The sequence below is a fragment of the Amycolatopsis sp. NPDC049688 genome (assembly GCF_040674975.1).
Lineage (GTDB): Bacteria > Actinomycetota > Actinomycetes > Mycobacteriales > Pseudonocardiaceae > Amycolatopsis.
Genome location: NZ_JBFANY010000002.1, coordinates 357,761 through 378,481 on the forward strand (window position 1 = coordinate 357,761; position 20,721 = coordinate 378,481).

At 71.7% G+C, this 20,721-nt stretch carries 19 protein-coding genes; 10 read left to right on the plus strand and 9 right to left on the minus strand.

Annotation, left to right across the window (positions count from 1 at the left end):
* Nucleotide 1: 1 nt before the first annotated feature.
* Nucleotides 2-946, minus strand: coding sequence for an SDR family NAD(P)-dependent oxidoreductase (locus AB0J55_RS07675; protein WP_364244285.1), 945 nt, complete (start codon nt 944-946; stop codon nt 2-4).
* Nucleotides 943-1,530, minus strand: coding sequence for a TetR/AcrR family transcriptional regulator (locus AB0J55_RS07680; protein ID WP_364244288.1), 588 nt, complete (start codon nt 1,528-1,530; stop codon nt 943-945). The genes AB0J55_RS07675 and AB0J55_RS07680 overlap by 4 nt, the downstream gene beginning before the upstream one ends.
* 197 nt (nt 1,531-1,727) lie before the next feature.
* Here AB0J55_RS07680 and AB0J55_RS07685 point away from each other — a divergent pair, with 197 nt between their 5' ends.
* From AB0J55_RS07685 to trmB, 6 genes are all read left to right on the plus strand, one after another.
* Nucleotides 1,728-2,666 carry an ABC transporter ATP-binding protein gene (locus tag AB0J55_RS07685; protein WP_364244291.1) on the plus strand — a complete coding sequence of 313 codons (939 nt, stop codon included), beginning with the start codon at nt 1,728-1,730 and terminating at the stop codon, nt 2,664-2,666.
* Between the two features lie 17 nt (nt 2,667-2,683).
* On the plus strand, nt 2,684-3,433 hold the full coding sequence (locus AB0J55_RS07690) for an ABC transporter permease (protein ID WP_364244294.1): 750 nt from the start codon (nt 2,684-2,686) through the stop codon (nt 3,431-3,433).
* A gap of 105 nt (nt 3,434-3,538) precedes the next feature.
* Nucleotides 3,539-4,447 (plus strand): ATP-binding cassette domain-containing protein, encoded by a 909-nt coding sequence (locus tag AB0J55_RS07695; RefSeq protein WP_364244296.1) that lies wholly within the window; start codon nt 3,539-3,541, stop codon nt 4,445-4,447.
* Entirely contained in the window at nt 4,444-5,205 is a 762-nt protein-coding gene (locus AB0J55_RS07700) for a hypothetical protein (RefSeq protein WP_364244299.1), read from the plus strand. Before AB0J55_RS07695 ends, AB0J55_RS07700 begins: the two co-directional genes overlap by 4 nt.
* 166 nt (nt 5,206-5,371) lie before the next feature.
* On the plus strand, nt 5,372-5,923 hold the full coding sequence (locus AB0J55_RS07705; protein ID WP_364245946.1) for a hypothetical protein: 552 nt from the start codon (nt 5,372-5,374) through the stop codon (nt 5,921-5,923).
* Between the two features lie 125 nt (nt 5,924-6,048).
* Nucleotides 6,049-6,681 carry a tRNA (guanosine(46)-N7)-methyltransferase TrmB gene (gene trmB / locus AB0J55_RS07710; protein WP_325154924.1) on the plus strand — a complete coding sequence of 211 codons (633 nt, stop codon included), beginning with the start codon at nt 6,049-6,051 and terminating at the stop codon, nt 6,679-6,681.
* Nucleotides 6,682-6,772: 91 nt separating this feature from the next.
* Here the strand turns inward: trmB and AB0J55_RS07715 are convergent, their stop codons facing one another.
* A complete protein-coding gene (locus AB0J55_RS07715) occupies nt 6,773-9,022 on the minus strand; it encodes an ABC transporter permease (RefSeq protein WP_364244302.1) in 2,250 nt (749 codons plus the stop codon).
* Nucleotides 9,019-9,720, minus strand: a complete 702-nt coding sequence (locus AB0J55_RS07720) for an ABC transporter ATP-binding protein (RefSeq protein ID WP_364244305.1) — start codon at nt 9,718-9,720, stop codon at nt 9,019-9,021. The genes AB0J55_RS07715 and AB0J55_RS07720 overlap by 4 nt, the downstream gene beginning before the upstream one ends.
* A 173-nt stretch (nt 9,721-9,893) precedes the next feature.
* Between AB0J55_RS07720 and AB0J55_RS07725 the strand changes: the two genes are divergently transcribed.
* From AB0J55_RS07725 to AB0J55_RS07735, 3 genes are read left to right on the plus strand one after another with little or no spacing between them, the layout of a single operon-like run.
* A complete protein-coding gene (locus AB0J55_RS07725; protein ID WP_364244308.1) occupies nt 9,894-11,693 on the plus strand; it encodes a histidine kinase in 1,800 nt (599 codons plus the stop codon).
* A complete protein-coding gene (locus AB0J55_RS07730; RefSeq protein WP_364244311.1) occupies nt 11,690-12,343 on the plus strand; it encodes a response regulator transcription factor in 654 nt (217 codons plus the stop codon). Before AB0J55_RS07725 ends, AB0J55_RS07730 begins: the two co-directional genes overlap by 4 nt.
* A gap of 23 nt (nt 12,344-12,366) precedes the next feature.
* Entirely contained in the window at nt 12,367-13,674 is a 1,308-nt protein-coding gene (locus AB0J55_RS07735; RefSeq protein WP_364244314.1) for an amidohydrolase, read from the plus strand.
* Here the strand turns inward: AB0J55_RS07735 and AB0J55_RS07740 are convergent.
* From AB0J55_RS07740 to AB0J55_RS07760, 5 genes are all read right to left on the minus strand, one after another.
* Nucleotides 13,671-14,348: an SDR family oxidoreductase gene (locus AB0J55_RS07740; protein ID WP_364244317.1), complete on the minus strand. Its 678-nt coding sequence runs from the start codon at nt 14,346-14,348 to the stop codon at nt 13,671-13,673. The two genes, AB0J55_RS07735 and AB0J55_RS07740, sit on opposite strands and share 4 nt — an antisense overlap.
* Nucleotides 14,345-15,970, minus strand: a complete 1,626-nt coding sequence (locus tag AB0J55_RS07745) for an SdrD B-like domain-containing protein (protein ID WP_364244320.1) — start codon at nt 15,968-15,970, stop codon at nt 14,345-14,347. Before AB0J55_RS07745 ends, AB0J55_RS07740 begins: the two co-directional genes overlap by 4 nt.
* Nucleotides 15,971-16,148: 178 nt before the next feature.
* Nucleotides 16,149-18,215, minus strand: coding sequence for a PhoX family phosphatase (locus AB0J55_RS07750; protein WP_364244323.1), 2,067 nt, complete (start codon nt 18,213-18,215; stop codon nt 16,149-16,151).
* Nucleotides 18,216-18,315: 100 nt separating this feature from the next.
* Complete coding sequence (locus tag AB0J55_RS07755) at nt 18,316-19,533, minus strand: MFS transporter (RefSeq protein WP_364244326.1); 1,218 nt, start codon at nt 19,531-19,533, stop codon at nt 18,316-18,318.
* Nucleotides 19,523-19,981 carry a MarR family transcriptional regulator gene (locus AB0J55_RS07760; RefSeq protein WP_364244329.1) on the minus strand — a complete coding sequence of 153 codons (459 nt, stop codon included), beginning with the start codon at nt 19,979-19,981 and terminating at the stop codon, nt 19,523-19,525. Before AB0J55_RS07760 ends, AB0J55_RS07755 begins: the two co-directional genes overlap by 11 nt.
* 66 nt (nt 19,982-20,047) lie before the next feature.
* Here AB0J55_RS07760 and AB0J55_RS07765 point away from each other — a divergent pair, with 66 nt between their 5' ends.
* Nucleotides 20,048-20,686: an HAD family phosphatase gene (locus tag AB0J55_RS07765; protein WP_364244332.1), complete on the plus strand. Its 639-nt coding sequence runs from the start codon at nt 20,048-20,050 to the stop codon at nt 20,684-20,686.
* Nucleotides 20,687-20,721 lie beyond the last annotated feature (35 nt).

Below are 20,721 nucleotides of genomic sequence, written 5' to 3' on the forward strand. Positions count from 1 at the left end.
GTCAGCGGTAGCCGTCCGCCGGGGTGGTCGCCGGGTCCTTGCCCGCGTTGCGGACTTCGGTGAGCCAGCGGCCGAAGTCCGGGCGGTCGCCGTCGATGTCCGTGTAGCCGTACTCCTTCATCAGCGTCCACGACGCCAGCGTCCGGCCCGCGAAGCGGGAGACTTCCGGGTCTTTGGCGAGGGCCGCGACGCCGCGGGCCAGCAGGTACGGCGTCTCGGAGATCTTGAAGTCGACCGGGGCCAGCTTGCCGACCGCGTCGCGCCAGTTGTCCTCGGTGACCTCGAAGTGGTCGAGCATCGACTCCGAACGCAGGAAGCCCGGGGTCACCGCGAGGCCGACGCAGTCGTTCTTCTTCAGCTCCACGCCGAGGGCCCGGCCGAGTGCGCGGATGCCGCACTTGGCCAGGTAGTACGGGAGGCCGGCGCCGACGTAGTCGTCGTTGTCGCCGTCGGTCACCTCCAGGACCAGGCCGCGGCGGGCGACCACCAGCGGCAACAGCCTGTGCAGCGCGATGAGGTGCGTGTCCAGCGCGTTGTGCGTCAGGCTCAGCGCGTCCTCCAGCGGCGTCTCCCAGAACGGCGCGTCGAAGTGGAAGTACATGTCGCCGCCCCAGACGTCGTCGACCAGGATGTCGATTCCGTCCACTTCGGACTCGATGCGGGCCTTCAGTGCGTCCACATCGGACACCGAGGTGAAGTCGCAGCGGACGACCACCGCGCGGCCGCCCGCCGCCTCCACCAGTTCGCCGGTTTCCTCGATGGTCTCCGGGCGTTTCATCGGCGACACCGTTTCGCGGGTCGTGCGGCCGGTGACGTACACCGTCGCGCCCGCGCGGCCCAGCTCCACCGCGATCGCCCGGCCACACCCGCGCGTCGCCCCGGTGACCACCGCGACCTTGCCCTGCAAACTCGGTGCCGGATTCAATTCGTTCGCCGGCTCACTCATGCGTCCTCCCGTCCCCGCCACGCGGACAGCACCGCGTCGACGTCCTCCGCCAGCCGGTCGGCCAGCCGCCCGTGCGGCCGGATCGACCAGTCGATCGACACCCCGTTGATGATTCCGAGCACCGCCCGGGCCGCCCGCGGCACGCTCGGCGCGTGCGGCAGCGCGTGCGCCGCCGCCCGCACCAGCCGCCGCAGTTCTTCTTCCACCGCCGTGAAGTGCTCGCCCAGCAGCGACCGCAGCACCGGGTCGCCGATGTCCACGCCGAGCTGGCCCAGGTGGTTCGCCGCCTCCTCGGCGTCGCCGAGCACCGCGTAGACCGACACCGCCGCGGCCCGCAGGCCGTCGACCGGGTCGTCCGCCCGGTCCGCACTTTCCCGCATCTGCTCGACCGCCCGCCGCGTGGCCCGCCGGCTCATCGCCTGCAGCAGGCCGCTCTTCGACCCGAACCGCTGCGCGACCGTGCCGACCGAGACACCCGCCTCCGCGGCCACCTGCGCGAGCGTGAAACCGGGGCCACAGCGGCCGATCACCGTCTCCGCCGCACCCAGCAGCCGCTCGTCGGTGATGCTCCTCGGCCTGGCCACGGCATTATTGAACCACAGTTCAATAATAGTGTCGAATCAGGGTCGACTCAGGGTCATCACGGATCGCGCATCGGCCGAAGAGCCAGCAAGGTACTACTCAGGTAGGGGGAGCGGTTCGGCCTCCAGGGTGACGCGCGAACCATCCCCGACCCGCGACGATGAACGCGTCGTAAGCGAGGGGCGGAAGAGGAGCAGTCATGATCGAGGCAACCGGCCTCACCAAACGGTACGGAAAGACACTGGCGGTGAACAACCTGTCGTTCTCCGTGGCCGCGGGTCAGGTCACCGGCTTCCTCGGCCCGAACGGGGCGGGCAAGTCCACCACCATGCGGATGATCCTGGGCCTGGACAACCCGACGGGCGGCCAGGTCACCATCGGGGGCAAGAAGTACCACGACCTCAAGGAGCCGCTGCGCACCGTCGGCGCGCTGCTCGACGCGAAGTGGGTGCACCCGAACCGCTCGGCGCGCGCCCACCTGCTCTGGATGGCGAAGTCCAACCGCATCCCGGCTTCCCGCGTCGACGAGGTGCTCGAGATCGTCGGCCTGACCAGCGTCGCCGGCAAGCGCGCCGGTGGCTTCTCGCTCGGCATGTCGCAGCGGCTCGGCATCGCCGCCGCCCTGCTCGGTGACCCCGAGGTGCTGCTGTTCGACGAGCCGGTGAACGGGCTGGACCCCGAGGGCATCCTGTGGATCCGGAAGTTCATGCACCGGCTGGCCGAGGAAGGCCGCACCGTTTTCGTGTCGAGCCACCTGCTTTCGGAGATGGCCCTGACCGCCAGCAACCTCGTGGTGATCGGGCGGGGTCAGCTGATCTCGCAGTCCTCCACCGAGGACTTCGTCTCCCGCGCGGCGGAGAACACCGTCAAGGTCCGCTCGCCGCAGCTGGCCGAGCTCCGCGACGCCCTGCAGCGCGCCAGCGCCGGCGTCGTCGAAGAAGCGAACGCCCTCGTGGTGTCGGGGATGGACAGCGACAAGATCGGCGAAATCGCCGCCGCCAACCGGATCGTGCTGCACGAGCTGAGCCCGCAGACCGGCTCGCTGGAGCAGGCCTTCATGCAGATCACCGGCGACTCCGTCGAGTACCACACCGGCCTCGACGCCGAGGCGCAGCACGTGCTCGAGTCCGCCAAGTAACCGGGGAAACCAAGATCATGAACCTGCTCGCGGTCGAACGCATCAAACTGTTCAGCACCCGCTCGCCGTGGTGGTGCGCGCTCATCACCGTCGCCCTGTCCGTCGGCTTCGCGGCCATCCTGGCCGGCGCGACGCCGTCCGACGAACCCATCGCCCTGTCGGCCACCCAGTTCGGCGGCTCCCAGTTCGGCATCGCCGTCGTCATGGTGCTCGCCGCGCTCGCGGTGACCACCGAATACCGCTTCAACACGATCCGCACGACGTTCCAGGCGGTGCCGCACCGCTCGCCGGCGCTGGTCGCCAAGGCCGTCGTCGTCGCGCTGGCGGCCCTGGTGATCGGTGAGATCGGCGCGTTCGGCGCGCTGGGCCTCGCCATGCTCATGCGGCCGAACGACCACCTGGGCCTGCACTCCGCGCAGGACTGGATGAACGTCGCCGGGCTCGGCCCGGTGTTCGCGATCAGCGCGGTGCTCGCGGTCGCGCTGGGCATCCTGATCCGGCACAGCGCCGGCGCCATCGCCCTGCTGCTCATCTACTACTTGGCCGTCGAGGAGCTGGTGCAGCTGATCCCGAAGGTCGGGCACCACATCCACGAGTGGCTGCCGTTCAACGTGGCGAACAAGTTCCTGCGCGGCTCGGCGGTCGTCGACGGCCCGTCGCCGTCGGACTCGCCGCTGAGCCCCGGCTGGGCGCTGGCGTACTTCGCCGGCATCGCGATCGTGTTCCTGCTCGTCGCGCTCGGGGTCGCGAAGAAGCGGGACGCATAGGGGGAACAAGGGGATAGGGGAAAACGGGAATCCGGGTCGCGCTGTCGGGGGGCGACCCGGATTCCCGTTTCGCAGTAGGCTTCCCCTCGACGGACGGGGAGCCCCATGATCGAAGCCAGCGCACTCACCAAGCGGTACGGCGCCACCACGGCGGTCAACGAACTGACCTTCACCGCGCGGTCCGGGCGCGTCACCGGTTTCCTCGGCCCGAACGGGGCCGGCAAGTCCACGACGATGCGGCTGATCCTCGGCCTCGACCGCCCGGACGCGGGCGCCGTGCTCGTCGACGGCGTCCCGTACCGCGAGCTGGATGATCCACTCAGGACAGTCGGCGCGATGCTCGACGCCACCTGGCGCCACCCGGGCCGCAACGGGCGCGACCACCTGCGCTGGCTGGCCGCGACCAACGGCATCCCGGACAAGCGCGTCGACGAGGTGCTGGCCCTGGTCGGGCTGACGAGCGTCGGCAAGACGCGCGTCCTGCAGTACTCGCTCGGCATGCAGCAGCGGCTCGGGATCGCCGCCGCGATGCTCGGCGACCCGCGCGTGCTGCTGTTCGACGAGCCGGTCAACGGCCTCGACCCCGAGGGCATGGCCTGGATCCGGCAGCTGCTGCACGCGCTGGCCGCCGAGGGCCGGACGGTGTTCGTCTCCAGCCACCTGCTGCCCGAGATGGCGCAGACCGCGCAGGACCTCGTGGTGATCGGCCGCGGCCGGCTGATCTACCAGGGCACCATGGAAGAGTTCATCGCACAGACGAGTGAACACGGCGTGCGCGTCCGCACCCCGCACGCCGACCGGCTGCGGGCGGCGCTCACCGGGCAGGCCGAGTTCACCGAATCCGGCGGCGCGTTCGTCGTATCCGGAATGGACAGTGACCGGATCGGGCAGCTCGCCTTCGACGCCGGCGCCACCCTGCACGAGCTGAGCCCGATCACCGGTTCGCTCGAGCAGGCCTACCTCGACCTCACGCACGAGGCCGTCGAGTTCGCCACCCCGGAGGCCGTCCAGTGACCGCGTCGACGAACCTCCTGCGCGCCGAGCGCATCAAGCTCTTCAGCACGCGCGCGCCGTGGTGGTGCCTGGCCATCGCGCTCGTCGCGCCGCTGGGCTTCACCGCGTTGTTCTTCGCCCTCGCCGGCCCGGAAATCCCGCCGACGGTCGGCAACACCCAGCTCGCGAGCGGCAACGGCCGCACCGTGCTGCTGGTCCTCGCCGTGCTCGCGACCGCGTCGGAGTTCAACTGGGGCACCATGCGGCTGACGTTCCAGGCCGTGCCGAGCCGGGTGCCGGCGCTGCTGGCCAAGACCGTGGTCGTCGGCGCGGTCGGTGCCGTGCTCGGGCTGGTCGTCGGCTTCGGCTCGTGGGCGCTGGCGTCGCTCGTGCAGCCGGACGCCGACCTCGCGCTGCACACGGGCGCGGACTGGCGCTCGGTGCTCGGCCAGAGCCTGGTCTTCCTGTTCACCGCGGTGGCCGGCGTCGGCGTCGCCCTCCTGCTGCGCAGCGTCGCCTTCGCGTTGACCATCGTCCTGGTGTGGACGCAGGTCCTGGAGGGCGTCGTCCTCTTCATCCCGGGCTTCGGCAAGCACGTCTACCAGTGGATGCCGTTCCACGCGGCCGACCAGTTCGTCGGCGCGGGCGGGTTCACCGGCGGTGCGCTGCAGCTGCCCGCACCCGCGCTCGGCCCGTGGGGCTACCTCGGGTACTTCGCGGCGATCAGCGTGGCGCTGCTGGCGGCCGGGGTGCTCGTCACGAGCCGCCGCGACGCGTGACCGCGGTCTCATACCGCAAGAATCCGTGTTAAGACGAGATGAAATGGTTGTGGCTTCCCTCACAGCCGCCGGACATACTGCTATGACCAGGCAATATTCGAAGTGAGCACCGGAACCGTCTGAGCTCCCCTGGAGGTGAATCTTGACGGTGGACACCGGGCAAGAATTGGGCGGCACGATTCCCCGAGCCCGCGTCGAAGACGACGCTCCCCGGCTCGAACCCATGCTGGACCTCGAATGGTCGCGGGCGATCGAACTCCCGCAGGCCGCCATGACGGCGGCGACGCCGGCCGAACTCCGCCGCGCGTGGGTGCACCGCGCGCCCGAAGACAGCGTCCTGGCCCTGTTCCGCGCTTCGGCCGGGATGTCGGGGCCGATCCCCGCGCCGTGGTGGCTGCGCGCGGTCGCGGACGGCAAGCTCGATTCCCGGGAACAGGGTTTCCGCGTCGAGGACCGGATCGCGCAACTGCTCGGCCGGCGGCCAGGGTGGGAATTCGTCCCGTGGGCCGCGGACGGCGAATCCGGCTACTGGGAGTTCATGCCGTCCGAACGCGGCAAATCGGGGCACGCGATTCCCACGACGGTGATGAACACCGACCGGCACGAGGGCTGGATCGACGTCCTGCCCGCGCACACCGGTCCGACGCCGGACCCGATCCCGGTGGCCGGGCTGGCCGGGCTGCGGTCTCGTCTCGGGGTGTTCGAAGCCGTTCGTTGATCCATCCATGCCCCCGCCACCACCCTCAACGGAGGCGCTGCGCGCCCGGCTACATTCTGTCCGTGGAAAAAGAGGACGGACGTCGGCTGCGCAGCGTGGTCAGTTACGTCAAGCGCGGTGGCCGGATGACCGTCGGGCAGCAGCGGGCGTGGGACGACCACTGGCCGCGGCTGGGCCGCACGGTGAGCGAGCTGCCCCCGGGGCCGCTCGACTTCACCGCGTGGTTCGGCCGCGAGGCGCCGGTGATGCTGGAGATCGGCTCCGGCATGGGCGAGACGACGTCGCAGCTGGCCGCCGCGGCGCCCGAGCTGAACTACGTCGCCGCCGAGGTCTACGACCCGGGCCTGGGCCAGCTGATGCTGCGCGCCGAAAAGCTCGGCGTCGAAAACCTGCGGCTGCTGCACGGCGACGCCGTCGTGCTGCTGACCGAGCACGTCGAGCCGGGGACGCTGCACGGCGTGCGGCTGTTCTTCCCGGACCCGTGGCCGAAGAAGAAGCACCACAAGCGGCGGATCGTGTCGCCGTCGTTCGCCGCGCTCGTCGCGTCGCGGCTCGCGCCCGGCGGCACCTTCCACATGGCGACCGACTGGGAGAACTACGCCGAGCAGATGCTCGAGGTCTGCTCCGCGGAACCCGCGTTGAAAAACCGGTACGACGGCTGGGCGCCGCGGCCGGAGTGGCGGCCGGTGACCAAGTTCGAGCAGCGCGCCGACGTCGAAGGCCGCGTCTCGCACGACCTGATCTTCGAGAAGCGCTGAAGGGGACTCTCTCCGGATCCCCTACGGAGAAAGTCCCCTTCAGCTCACTACCCCCGGTGTCCGCCGCTGCCCCGACTGCAGCGGCGGACGCCTATTCGTCGGCCAGCGGCTCGGCTTGGACCCGCTTCAACGCGGGCGTGCAGACCGACGCGCCGAGCAGGGCCACCCCGACCCCGAGCACGACCGGCGCCAGCAGCCACGGGCTGAGCACGATGCCCCGCGCGTCGACCATGCTGAACAACCCAACGCCGACCAGTACCCCGACGATTCCCGCGCCGATCGTGGCGACCAGCGCCGGCAGCGCGGCCTCCATCCGCAACGCCCTCGCCAGCACCCGGACCGGCGTGCCCGCGGCCATCAGCGCGCCGAACGTGCGGCGGCGGTCCATCACCGAGCCCGCGGTCGCGACCGCGGCACTGCAGCCGGCCAGGATCCCGGCCGCGAGCAGCCCGATCACCGTGACCCGGCGCAGGTCGCCGAGCTCGGTCTGCTGGTTGAACAGGTACTGGTCGCGGCTGCCGATCTCCGCACCGGCGGCCGGGCCGGCCAGCGCCGTCCGGACGATCTCGCGGTTCGCGTCGGTGGTCGGCGCGACCACGGTGTAGTCCTTCGGCGTGAAGCCCTCCGGCAGCGCGGCCGGATCGACGATCAGCGTGTCCGACAGGTCCGCGTCACGGGGGTGCACGGCGGCCACCCGGGTGCCGGACTTCGCGGCCACCGCCGGCCCGTCCCACGCGGGGGCGAACTTGTACTGCGCCAGGTCGACCTCCGAGTCGCCGAAGACGGCCGGGCCACCGGCGCAGTTCTCGGGCGTGAGCCCGTAGCGGGTCAGCTTGACGGCGTCGGCGCAGGTCATCACCAGCGCGCGGTGACCGTAGCGGTTGGGCGCCTGACCCTTCACCAGGTAGACCTCGCCGACCGCGACCGCCTTCTCGGACTGGCCGTACTTCTGCAGCGAACTGTTGGCCTGGTCGACGATCCGGCCCGCGTGCTCGTTGTCGGAGTCGACGTAGAGCACCGAGTCGGCGAACGACCGCCCGCCGCCGGCCATCGATTCGAACGTCGGCAGCAGCGTCAGGGCCATCGACCCGGCGAACACCGCGAGCACGATCCCGGCGGAGGAGCGGTAGGCGCCCTTCGGGTCGTCACGCAGGCGGCGGCCGGCGAGCAGCGCGGACGGGCGCCGCCAGATCCGGACGAACGTGCCGCCGACCGCCGACGTCACCCACGGCCCGACGATCGCGGCCGAGCCGACCAGGAAGAACAGCCCCGCCATGACCAGGCCGATGCCGCCGTAGTCCTTCGCCGTGGTCACCGCGATGAGGAAGAACGCCCCGGCCGCGGGCAGCGCCAGCAGCCGCCACCAGTGCAGCGGCTTCTTCGTGTGGCCGCCGGTCGCGAACAGCGGGTTACGCAGCACCCGGCGCAGGCCGAGGACGCCGGCCAGCACCACGAGCACCGGGATGGCCACCACGATGAAGACCGTCAGGCCGGTCGGGAGCGCGAAGTCGGACGCCAGCCAGGTGCCCCCGGCCCACGGCACGAAGGACGCGAGGCCGTGCAGCGCCGGGCTGATCAGCAGGCCGAGCAGCGCACCGATACCGGCCGACAACGTCGTCTCGGCGGCCACCATGTTCGTGACCTGCCCCGGCGTCGCCCCGGCCAGCCGGATCGCGGCCAGCCGCCGCTCCCGCCGGGCCGCGGTCAGCCGCGCCGACGACGCGACCAGCACCAGGCTCGGCACCAGCAGCACGATGATCCCGACCCAGGACAGCAGGGTGAGCAGGGCATCCGCGCTCGCCTTCCCGCTCGGGAAGCCCGCCACCTTGTCGGCGCGCTGCGGCATCGCGTCCGGTGTGTGCCCGGTCAAGGCGACGAGCTGCTCCGGGAACCGGAGGCCGTCCTCGCCGAGCGCGCCGACGGGCTTGCCGAACCGGTCGCCGAGCTGCGCGGCCGGGTTGGATTGCAGGAGCCGGCCCAGTGCGGGCGACACGACGGTCTCGCCGGGGCCGGGCAACTGCGGCACGCCCGGCGGCAACTGGATCGACCCGGGCGTCACGCCGGGAGCCAGCGCGACGTCCACCCGGACGATCTGCTTGCCGTCGAAGTAGTCCTTCGACGCGGTGAAGAGCAGGTTCACCGGGCCGTCGGAGCCGTGGCTGTAGAAGTTCTCGCCCTGCCAGAGGGCACGCTGCTCGCGGTTCTGCGTGGCGAACGGCAGCGTCGCCAGCAGCAGCACCAGCCCGGTCGCGACGGCCACCCCGATCGCGGTGAGGATCGCCGACGTCCGGGTCCGCCGGTCGACCTTCAGCACCCGCAGGGCGATCTGCAGCGAGTTCACGCCGCCAGCCTCGTCGCGATCAGGCCGTCGCGGATGGCGACGGTCTTCGGCATCGACTCGGCCAGCTCGCGGTCGTGCGTCACCACGATCACCGCGGCCCCCGTTTCGTGGGCGGCGCCGAGGAGGGCGTCCATCGTTTCACGGCCGGTGCGCGTGTCGAGCGCGCCGGTCGGCTCGTCGGCGAAGATCACCTTCGGCCGGTGGGTCAGCGCCCGCGCGATCGCGACGCGCTGGGCCTCGCCGCCGGACAGCTCGCCGGGGCGGCGCTTCTCCTTACCGGCCAGGCCGAGGCGCGAGAGCCACTGGCGGCCGGCGTCGATGGCCTCCTTGCGGCCGAGCCCGGCCAGCAGGGACGGCAGCGCGACGTTCTCTTCGGCCGACAGCTCGGCCACCAGCATCCCCGACTGGAAGACGAACCCGAACTCGGTGCGGCGCAGCTCGCTGCGCTTCTTCTCGCCGAGGTGGTCGATCCGCTGCCCGGCCAGGAAGATCTGCCCGTCGTCGGCCTTCAGGATGCCGGCCAGCACGTGCAGCAGCGACGTCTTGCCCGAGCCCGACGGCCCGACGATGGCGACGGCGTCCCGCGGCTGGATGTCGATGTCGATGCCGGCCAGGGCGTACTGGGTGCCGTAGCGCTTCACCAGCCCGCGGCCGGAAAGCACCGGGCCGTTCGTCGCGTGTGGAGTGTTCGGGTCCACGTGGTTCTCCCTGTCGGTTCGGATCTTGGTGCCGATGAGCCTCGCGGAGACCGGGGGGTGCCGGCTTCGGGCAGACGGCCAGTCACGCACCGGCCCGCATCGGCCGATCGGCCGAGGGAGCGCGGGCCACTCGGCCAAGGTGCGGGCGACGGGGAATCACGTAACGTCACGTTGTGCCCGCCGCGCCCCTGCCGAAAACGCTCTCCACCCGCGCCGCCGCCCTGGTGCGGCGCATCGGCGTGCCCTCCGCCGTCCTGGTCGCCGCGCTGCTGTTCGACGTCGTCTACACGACGCAGGCGGCGCTCGACGACGCCGGTCCGCGCTTCGTCGACTTCGGGCTGCTCCCCGGCATCTTCGCGATGGCCGCCTGCGGGCTCTGGGCCCAGAAGCGGGCCGCGGTCGCCGGGGTGGCCGGCGGCGGGGTGCTGATCATCTCCACCCTCTTCATCCACGCGTCCCGCATCCCGCCGTACTCCAGCGTGCTGCCGAAGGTGACCATCACCGAGGTCGTGGCCGGGGTCCTGATGGTCTACTTCGTGGCCCGCCGGGCGCGGGGCGGCGTGGCGTTCTGCGTGGTCGGCTTCCTGGTCTTCGCGGGCCTCGTCGCGGTCTTCGGCCGGTACGGGAGCGTCGCCGACATCGACGGCGGCACGGGCACCCAGGCGCTGCTGTTCGGCCTGCTCCTGCTCGTCGCCCCGCTGGTGCCCGCCATCGCGGCGCGCGACCGCAGCCCGCACGCCGAGCCGCGGACCCGGCTGCTCCTGCGGATCAACAAGCTGGCGATGGGGCAGTGGCCGCTGATGGGGCTGCTCGCCTTCGCGCTGCTCTTCGAGTTCGGCTACACGTACTCGAACACCGCCCGCGGCTTCCCGGTCCTGTTCTGCTCGATCGTCGCGGCCGTGATCGCGGTGCTGTCCCCGCGGCGGCCCGCCGACGCGCTCCTCGGCCTCGCCGGGATCATGCTGCTGTCCGCCGTCGTCATGCCGTTCCTGGACCTGCGTTCCTACGACTACCCGGTGCCCGGCGGCATCCCGGCCACGCAGATCGTCGCCGGCATGGGCGTGGTGGTGAACCTGACCCGGGCGCGCGGGCTGAGCCAGTCCTGGTCCCGGGTCGCGGTGCTCTCGGCCGTCGTCGCGCTCGGGGCGATCCTCAACTCGGACGCGCGGCGGGGCCTGCAGACCGATCCGCAGACGCTGTCGGTGCTGGCCTTCGCCGCGACGCTGATGCTGGGCATCTCGATCGCCGTCGGCCTGATGCTGCGGTCGCGGGACTCCGAACGCACCCAGGCCGTGCAGTCCGCGGTGTCCGACGCGCAGACCGCCGAGCGGATGGCACTGGCGCGCGAGCTCCACGACGTCGTCGCCCACCACGTCACCGGGATCGTCGTGCAGGCGCAGGCCGCGCGGCTGATGGCCGAGAAGAACCCGCAGATCGCGGTGGAGGCGATGGGCCGGATCGAGAACGCCGGCGTCGAGGCCCTCGCGGCGATGCGGCGGCTGGTCCGCTCGATGCGTGGCGACGCGCCGGCCGGGTCCAGCGAATTCAGCGAGCAGGCCACCACCGATCTGGGCGCCGACCTGCGGAAACTGGTCGACAGCGCCAACCACGGCGTGCCGACGTCGATGCACCTGGACGTGCCGCCGGACCTGCCGCACGAGGTCGGCCGCTCGGCGCTGCGGCTGGTGCAGGAGTCGCTGACGAACGTCGGCAAGCACGCCGCGGGCGCGACCGAAGCGTTCGTCGTCGCCGAGGTGCAGGGGGATCAGCTGCACCTGCGGGTGACGGACAACGGGCGCGAGACGGCACACCGGCCGGCCGGCGGATCGGGCGGCTACGGTCTGGTCGGCATGCGCGAACGCGTCGCGCTGCTGAAGGGCCGGCTGTCGGCCGGGCGGGGCCCGGACGGCGGCTGGCGCGTCGAAGCCTGGCTGCCGCTGGCGGCCGGGGAAGACACGGAAGGGGACGAGTGATCCGGGTACTGATCGCCGACGACCAGGAGATGGTGCGGATGGGCTTCCGCATGATCCTGGACGCCCAGGACGACATCGAGGTCGTCGCCGACGTCGCGGACGGCGTCTCGGCGGTCGCCAAGGCCCGCGAGCTGCGCCCGGACGTCTGCCTGCTCGACATCCGCATGCCCGGCCTCGACGGCCTCGAGGTGACCCGGCAGCTGGCCGGGCCGGACGTGACCGACCCGCTGAAGGTGGTCGTGGTCACGACGTTCGACCTCGACGAGTACGTGCACACGGCGTTGCGCAACGGCGCGTCCGGCTTCCTGCTCAAGGACGCGGGACCGGCCCTGCTGATCGAGGCGGTCCGCGCGGCCGACCGCGGCGACGCGCTGGTGTCGCCGCAGATCACCGTCCGGCTGCTCAAGCACTTCAACGGGTCCGGCGCCGCGAAGCCGCAGGTCCCGCCGCCGTCCGAGCCGTTGACCGCGCGGGAGCTCGACGTGGTCAAGGCCGTGGCGCGGGGGCTGACCAACACCGAGATCGGCGCGGAGCTGTTCCTGTCGCTGTCGACGGTGAAGACGCACCTGGCGTCGGTGCAGGGCAAGATCGGCGCGCGGAACCGGGTGGAGACCGCGGCGTGGGCGTGGCGGAGCGGAGTCGTTTCGTAATTCCCGGTGCGTAGTATCCAGAGATGCAACGCCGTTTCCACGCCCCTGTCGTTCTCCCCGCCGACCCGTCCTGTTCGCTTCTCCGTGACGCGGTCGTCGACGTCGACGCCGATGGGCGCATTTCGTACTGCGGACCGGCGGCCACCGCCCCCGAGTCCGCCGCACCGGTCACCACCCTGACCGGCATCCTGCTCCCCGGCCTGGTCAACACGCACGCGCACAGCCCGATGACGCTGCTGCGCGGCATGGGCGGCGACCTGCCGCTGCTGCCGTGGCTCAACGAGATCATCTGGCCGGCCGAGGCGAAGCTGCGCCCGGAGGACGTCCGCACCGGCATGCTGCTCGGCTCGGTCGAGATGCTCCGCCACGGCGTCACGACCAGCGCGGAGATGTACTTCGAAGGCGAGCAGCTGGTCGACGCCGTCCTCACGACGGGCGGCCGCGTGCTGGTCGCGCCGCCGGTGATGGAGCTGCCGGGCCTGGACTGGAAAGCCCAGCTGACGGCGATCGAGCGCTGGATCGACACGGACGGCCTCCGCTTCGGCCACGGCGACCGCATCGAGCTGGGCTACGGCCCGCACTCGGCGTACATGCTGTCGGAGGAGGGCCTGCGCGCGACGGCGGAGTCGGCTGCTTCGCGGGGCGCGCTGGTGCAGATCCACGTCGCGGAGGCGGCGCTCGAGGACACCGCCGTTCGCGAGGCGCACGGTTCGGTGCCGGCGCTGCTTCGCGAGCTGGGCATGCTGGACGGCCGGGTGCTGGCGGCGCATTCGATCCACCTGTCGGACGACGACATCGCGCTGTTCGCCTCTTACGGCGTCGGCATGGCGCACTGCCCGGGCTCGAACGCCAAGCTGGCTTCGGGCATCGCGCGGATCGCGGACCTGCGTGCCGCCGGAGTTTCCGTCGGTCTGGGTACCGACGGCCCGGCGTCCAACGACGACATCGACCTGTGGGAGGAACTCCAGCTGGCGGCGATGTTCGCCCGCCTGGCCACGGGTGACTCGACGGTCCTGACGGCGGCGGACGTCTTCCTGCTGGCGACCCGGGGCGGGGCTGCGGCTTTGGGCCGGTCGGATATCGGTTCTCTGGAGGCCGGGCGCTGGGCGGATCTCGTGCACGTCGACCTGGACGACCCGGCGTTCGCGTGCGGCATCGACGTGCCGGACGTGCAGCTGCTGTCGAACCTGGTGTGGGCGGCGGGGTCGCGGCGGGTGCGGGACGTGTGGGTCGCGGGCGAGCAGGTCGTGGCCGACGGGGAGTCGGTGAAGGTGGACCGGGCGAAGGTGCAGGCCGGCGTGGCGGAGACCGCGGCCCGGCTGCGGGCCTAACGCGGGCGGAGGATGATCTCCGTCTGGTGGCTGTCCGGGGTGGCTGACACCGCCGTCACCACCGCGGTCGCCACCGAGTCCGGCTTCAGCAGGTGCGTTGTGTCGTACTCGCGGCCCTCGCCCGCGAAGATCTCCTGCTGCATCTCCGTGTCCGTGCGGCCCGGGTAGACCGACGTCACGCGGATCCGCGGCTCCTCTTCGCGCAGGGCGTCGGCGAACGCGCGGACGGCGAACTTGCTCGCCGCGTACGGGGACCAGCCGGGGCGGGCGGTGCGGCCCGCGCCCGAGTTGATCACCACCACGTGGCCGCCCGCCGTGCGCAGGGCCGGCAGCAACAGGCGGGTCAGCTCGACCACCGCCAGGGTGTTGACCTCGAAGTTCTCGCGCCACGCAGACGCCGGGGCGTCCTCGATGCGGCCCAGGCGCGCGACGCCCGCCGAGTGGACCAGGACGTCCAGGGACGGGATGTCCGCCACCGCCGCGGCCAGGGACGCCGGGTCCGTCAGCTCCACCGGCCACGGCTGCGCGCCCGGGAGCTCCTTCGCCAGCGCCGCCAGCGCGTCGGCGTCGCGGCCGCCGAGCAGGAGACGGTGGGTCGGGGCCAGCTGGTGGGCGACCGCCGCGCCGATGCCGCGGGACGCGCCGGTCACCAGGGCGAGGGGAAGATCCGTCATGCCCCCACCGTAGCGGCGAACCCGGCGTCCACCGTGCGGTCCTCGCGGTGGCCCGGGCCGAGGGTCCGCGGGTCCGCGCAGCCGGACGCCGGGTCCGCGTCGGAGTCACTGGCGTCGTCGCCGGCGTCCCTGGCCGCCGGGTGGTGGCCGTCGGCGGTGAAGCACACCTGGTACGTGCCGTCCTCCAGGCCGTCGAAGCCGTACGTGCCGTCCGGCCCGGTGACCACGCTCGCCAGCTCCTTGCCCGCCTTGTCCTTCAGCACCGCCTTGACGCCGGCCAGGCCGGGCTCGCCCGCGTCCTGCAGGCCGTTGCCGTTCGTGTCGGCCCAGGCGAGGTCGCCGATCCGGTTCGTCGGCGTGACCAGCCCGATGTCCGCCGCGAAGTCCTGGTGGGACGGGCCGCCGACCGTGCGGGGCGCGGTGCAGCCGCCGGCGTCCGCGTCCGAATCGCGGTCTTCGGTGCCGACGTCCTGGCGGGTCACGGCGAAGCCGTCCGGCACGGCGAAGCAGACCTGGTAGGTGCCGTCCTTCAGCTTCTCGAAGCCGTAGTGGCCCTTGTCGTCCGTCGTCGTGGTGCCGACCGTGCCGCCCGCGCCGTCCTTCAGCGTCACCTTGACGCCCGCGACGCCGGGCTCGTCCGGGTCCTGGATGCCGTCGCGGTTGTGGTCCGCCCAGGCGAAGTCGCCGATCTTCGCGATCGACGGCGGCGGCAGGACGGTGATCGTCGCCGACGCCGTCTTGTCCCCGAGCGTGCCGCCCGGGTAATGCACGCCGGTGACCTTCGCCGTGTTCACGTGCTTGTCGTCGGCCACCGTGAGGTCCGGGTGGTCGCAGGTCAGCTGCCGGTTCGCGCCCGCGGCCAGCGCGAACGGCTCGAAGGTTCCGGCGCACCACGGGTCGGTCACGGTGATCCCGGTGAGGTCCTGCGTGCCCTCGTTCGTCACCGTGACGCGGTAGTGCGCGGTCTCGCCCGCCGTGATCGTCGCGAACGAGCCCCACGCGCCCGTCGCCGGGTTCTGCACTTCCTTCTTCACCGAGTACGCCGCGAGCTGGAGGTCGACGCAGTCCCAGTGCAGCCGGTCGAGGGTCGTCGTGGCGAAGAACTTCACCGCGGCCGCCTTCGCCGGCGCCGTCGCGGCCGGGAAGTCCTGCCGGGCCAGGTCCCCTTGGCGGGCGTAGTGGTCGGCGACCAGCTTGGTCTCCTGCACCTGCGTGCCGGACGCGTCGAAGAACCGCAGGCCGGTGCCCGGGTCGTAGTTCGGCGCGTTCGAAGCGGTCCAGACGCTGAGCGTGTAGACGCCGCCGGGGACGAACCGCTCGGTCTGGTAGGCGGTGCTCGTCTTGCCGTCCGGGGTCTGGATGACCGCCGCCCGCCGCCCGTCGACGGCGTACTCCTCCTCGGTGTGCAGCCTCGGCACCTTCGCCGCCGGGGTCCCGGGCGGCACCGGCGCGGCCGGGGTGAAGACGTACCCGTCGGGCGCGCCGTTCCGCGCGGTCTCCTCGACGCTCGGGTTGCCCGCCACCCCGCCGCACGACGGCGGCGGCTCGTCGGCGGACGCGGGCACGACCGCCGCACCGAGCACCACCACCGCCACTGCCACCACACGCGCCGAACGGACCATGCCTCCGACTATGGCGCGTGGCACCGGCCCGCACCGGCCGACAACCGTCCACTTAAGAGTGAACCTTGTTCTGGCCAGGCCGGTGCTACGGGCCGCAACCGGCCGGCCCGAGGCGACCCTCGCGCCGGCCGACGGCTGAACAAGGTTCAGTGAACCTCGGCCGGGCGGGCCGCTTACCTCAGCGTTCGCCGATGCGGCCGGGGTGGCCGAAGCGGCCCGTCTTCCACACCGAAACGATGGCCGGCCGCGGCTGCGCGGTGCCACCGTCCGGCCAGTGCGACGTCGGGTTCGCCGAGCTCGCCGCGTTCTCGCCCGGGTGCTGGACCGCGACGAGCACCAGGTCGTCGGTCACGACCGGGCCGCACGTCTCGGCGCCCACCGGCACCGACAGGAACTGCTTGACGTGGCCGCGCTCCGGGCCGGTGACCGGCACCGAGAACAGGCCGTCGTTCGCGCCGAGCGCGTTGCCGTCGGTGGCGACCCAGAGGTTGCCGTGCCGGTCGAACGCGACGTTGTCCGGGCAGGAAATCGGGCTGACCTGGTCCTTCGGGAAGCCGCCGAAGTAGGTGTCCGCGGCTTTGGGGTCACCGCAGACCAGCAGCAGCCGCCAGGAGAACCGGGTCGACGCCGCGTCGCCGCAGTCCTCCTCCCACTCCAGGATGTGGCCGTTCTTGTTGCCGTTGCGCGGGTTGACCTCGTCGACGCCGGCCTTGCCCGCCGCACCGCGGTCGCTGTTGTTGGTCAGCGCCGCGTAGATCCGGCCGTTGACCGGGTTCGGCTCGATGTCCTCCGGCCGGTCCATCTTCGTGGCGGCCACCTTGTCCGCGGCCTGGCGGGTGAAGACGTAGACCTCTTCGGCGGTGAACCCGTCCACGAACGACTTGTCCCCGCTGACCAGCGGGATCCACTCGCCGGTGCCGTCGAACTGGCCGTCGGCCGGGAGCTTGCCGGTGCCGTCGATCTCCGGCGCCGGGCTGTCGCCGGTGAACCGGGCGACGTACAGCGTGCCCTCGTCGAGCAGGGCCGAGTTGTGCCGCCGCGCGTGCGCGCTGTGGCCGGGCTTGTACTTGCCCTTCGACACGAACTTGTAGATGTACTCGAACCGGCTGTCGTCACCGGAGTAGACGGCGACGTGGCCGTCGGCGGTGATCTTGATGTTCGCGGCTTCGTGCTTGAAGCGGCCGAGGGCGGTGTGCTTGACCGGCGTCGAGTCCGGGTCGTTGGGGTCGATTTCGACGACCCAGCCGAACCGGTTCGGCTCGTTCGGCTCCTGCGAGACGTCCCAGCGCTTGTCGAACCGCTCCCACTTGCGGGTGCTCGCGCCGGTGCCGACGGTGTAGCGCTTGAGCCGCGCCGCCGTGACCGGGTCGGTGACCTTGTCGGCGTTGGCGAAGTACTGGTCGAAGTTCTCCTCGCCGGAGAGCACCGTGCCCCACGGCGTCACGCCGCCGGAGCAGTTGTTCTGCGTGCCGCGGACCTTGCGCCCGGAGGGGTCGGCCGACGTCCTGAGGAACTTGGACCCGGCGGCCGGACCGCGGACCTCGAAGACCGTGTCGAGGGTGATCCGGCGGCCGTACCGGCTCGGGACCACCTCGAGGCCGCCGTGGACCGGGTCGCGGCGGGTCAGCAGCACCGACAGGCCGTGCGCCGCCCAGGCGATCTTGACCTGCTCCTCGGTCGGGTTCGCCGGGTCGTACTGGTCGGCCGGGAACATGTGGACCTCGGTCGTGTACTCGTGGTTGACCACGAGCAGGTTCGTCAGCCCCAGCGGGTCCTGCGGGATCAGGCCGACGAAGTCGTTGTTGTAGCCGAACTGCTTCGCCTGCGCGGCCGCGGTCTGCTTGGTGAAGTCGAACTTCGGCGCCCCCGGGACGACCGGGTCGCCCCACCGGACGACGACCCGCTGGGCGTAACCGTCCGGGATGCTGACCGCGTCGAGCTTGTTCGGCGGGACCGGGTCGAAGTCGGTGCCGGGCACCGGCCGCGCCGGCCGCGGCTTCTGCAGCGGCGACGCTGCCGCGGTACCGCTGGAGAGCGCGGCGAACCCGCCCGCGGCGGCGGCCATCACGGCTCCGGCCTTGAAGACCCGGCGGCGGGAGATGTCCTTGACGACGTCGCCGAAGTACGCGTTGCCGGATTCGTTGGCTTCGGGGTGGGCGCACGCGTTGCCGCAGCGGTACTCGCAGGTCACCGGGGAGCGACCGCCCGGGTGGGCGGGGAAAAGCGGGAGCAGACGGTCGGGCACGAGGCCTCCATGGTGGGGAGTTCGGGAACGACCCGACCGTAAGCTCCCAAAACCAGCCTTTCCAGACATTCAGGTGAACACCGGGTGTACTGGGCGTGGCTCAGAACTCTTCGCCGACGAGCACCGCTTCCTGCGGGACGGTGTGCGGGTCCGCCTTCTTCTCCCGCAGCGAGAGCAGCGCACCCGCGACGACGCACAGCACGGCCGAGGCGATGAACGGCGCCTGCGGCGACCCGAACCACTCGGCGACGTGCCCGACGAGCGTCGCGGCGACCGCACCACCGAGCCAGCGGCAGAAGTTGTAGCCCGCGCTGGCGACCGGGCGCGGCGCGTCGCTGATCGACATCGCAGTGCCGGTGAACAACGTGTTCAGCAGGCCGGAGACCAGCCCGGAGACGACGATCCCGGCGACCAGCACCGGCTTGCTCGGCACCGCCAGCACCAGCATCAGCACGGCGTACCCGAAGACGGCGGCCGCGGCGGCGTGCCGCTCACCCAGCTTGGCGGCGAGCCGCGGCGCGAGGGCGACCCCGGCGACGGCGACGCACAGGCCCCAGCCGCAGAACACGAGCCCGACAGCGATGGCACTCCAGCCGAGGACGAACGGCGACCAGGCGAGCACCGCGAAGAACGCGGCGGTGTACAGCGCCGAGGCGACGGAGGTGCGCAGCAGCCCGGTGTGCTTGAGCGCGCGCAGCGGGTCGAGCAGCTTGACCGGCGCCCGCTGCTCGTCCTTGTCGCTCTTGAGGAACACCGCGCACAGCACGAGCGCGCCGGCCATCAGGATCGCGGTGCCGAGGAACGGGCCGCGCCACGAGATGCTGCCGAGCAGCGCACCCAGCAGCGGACCGACCGACAGGCCGACGCCGAGGGCGGCCTCGTAGAGCAGGATCGCGCCGGACTGGCCACCGGTCGCGGCGCCGACGATCACCGACAGCGCCGTCGCGATGAAGAAGGCGTTGCCGAGGCCCCAGACCGCGCGCAGCCCGACGAGCTGCTCGATCGACCCGGCGGCCGAACACAGCGCGGTCGCGGCGACGATCAGCGTCAGCCCGACCAGGACGGTCCGCTTGGCGCCGAAGCGGGCGCTCGCCGCGCCGGTGACCAGCATGGCGATCACCTGGACGCCGAGGTAGGACGAGAAGAGCAGGGTGACCTGGGACGGCGTCGCGTCCAGGCCCTTGGCGATGGACAGCAGGATCGGGTCGACCAGCCCGATCCCCATGAAGGCGATGACCGCGGCGAACGCGGTGATCCACACCTGCTTGGGCTGGCCCTTGACGGCGTCCAGCAGGCTCGAGTGGTGTTCAGCGCTCATCGCTGATCAGTTCCTCCTTTTGGGTATCGATCAAAAGCTTGGCGAGGGCCGGGAGGGCGGCTTCGATCGCGGCGCGGTCGGTGTCGTCCATGGCGATGAGCCGCTCGCGGAGGAACTCCTCCCGGGCGGCCACTGTCTCGGCGTAGAAGCGACGGCCTTCGTCAGTGACGTCGACGAGCACCGCACGGCCATCGGCGGGATCCGGGCGGCGGGTGGCGAGGCCGAGCCGTTCGAGCCGGCCGACGACGTCGGTCATCGACGGCAGCTTGACCTGCTCGAACTCGGCCAGCGCGCTCATCCGCCGCGGCCCGCCGTTGACCAGCTCGCTCAGCACCGAACCCTGCGTGAGGGTCAGCGACAGCTGCGGCGTCTGCCGGCGCACCTGGTGGTACAGCCGGAAGACCAGCGGCCGCAGCCGGTGGGCGAGGTCGGTGATCGCGGAAGTCACTTAGCTAGGCTAACAAAAATTAGTAAGGGTAGCTAAGTAACTCCCCTCACAGGCTAGGCTCGACGCATGGAAGCGGTGATCTTCGACCTCGACGGCGTGCTGGTGGACTCCGAGCGGATCTGGGACGAAGTGCGGCGCGCGGTCGTCGCCGAGCACGGCGGCACGTGGCGCGAGGAGGCCACGCGGGCACTGCAGGGAATGAGCACCCCGGAATGGGCCCGCTACCTGGTGGAGGAGCTGGGAGCGAAGCTCTCGCCACCGGAAGCCGCGACACTGGTGGTCAAGCGCATGGCGGCCCGGTACGCGGCGGAGCCGCCGTTGATCCCGGGCGCGGTGGAGGTCGTGCGGCAGGTGTCGGCGCGGTGGCCGGTCGCGATCGCCAGCTCGTCGCCGGTGATCCTGATCAAGGGCTTCCTGGACGTGACGGGGCTCCCGGTGGGGGCGGCGGTGTCGTCGGAGCAGGTCGGGGCGGGGAAACCGGCGCCGGACGTGTACCTGCGGGCGGCCGAGCTGCTGGGCGTGGCACCTGATCGCTGCGCGGCCGTCGAGGACACGACGAACGGGCTGCGGTCGGCGCTGGCGGCGGGGATGGCGGTGTATGCGGTGCCGAACCCACACTTCCCGCCGGATCCGGAGGTGCTGAAGCAGGCGACGGCGGTGGTGGAGAAGATCGCCGACCTGCCGGGCGCCCTGGGCCTCGGCTGACACGAAAAGAGGCCGCCACCAGCTGGTGACGGCCT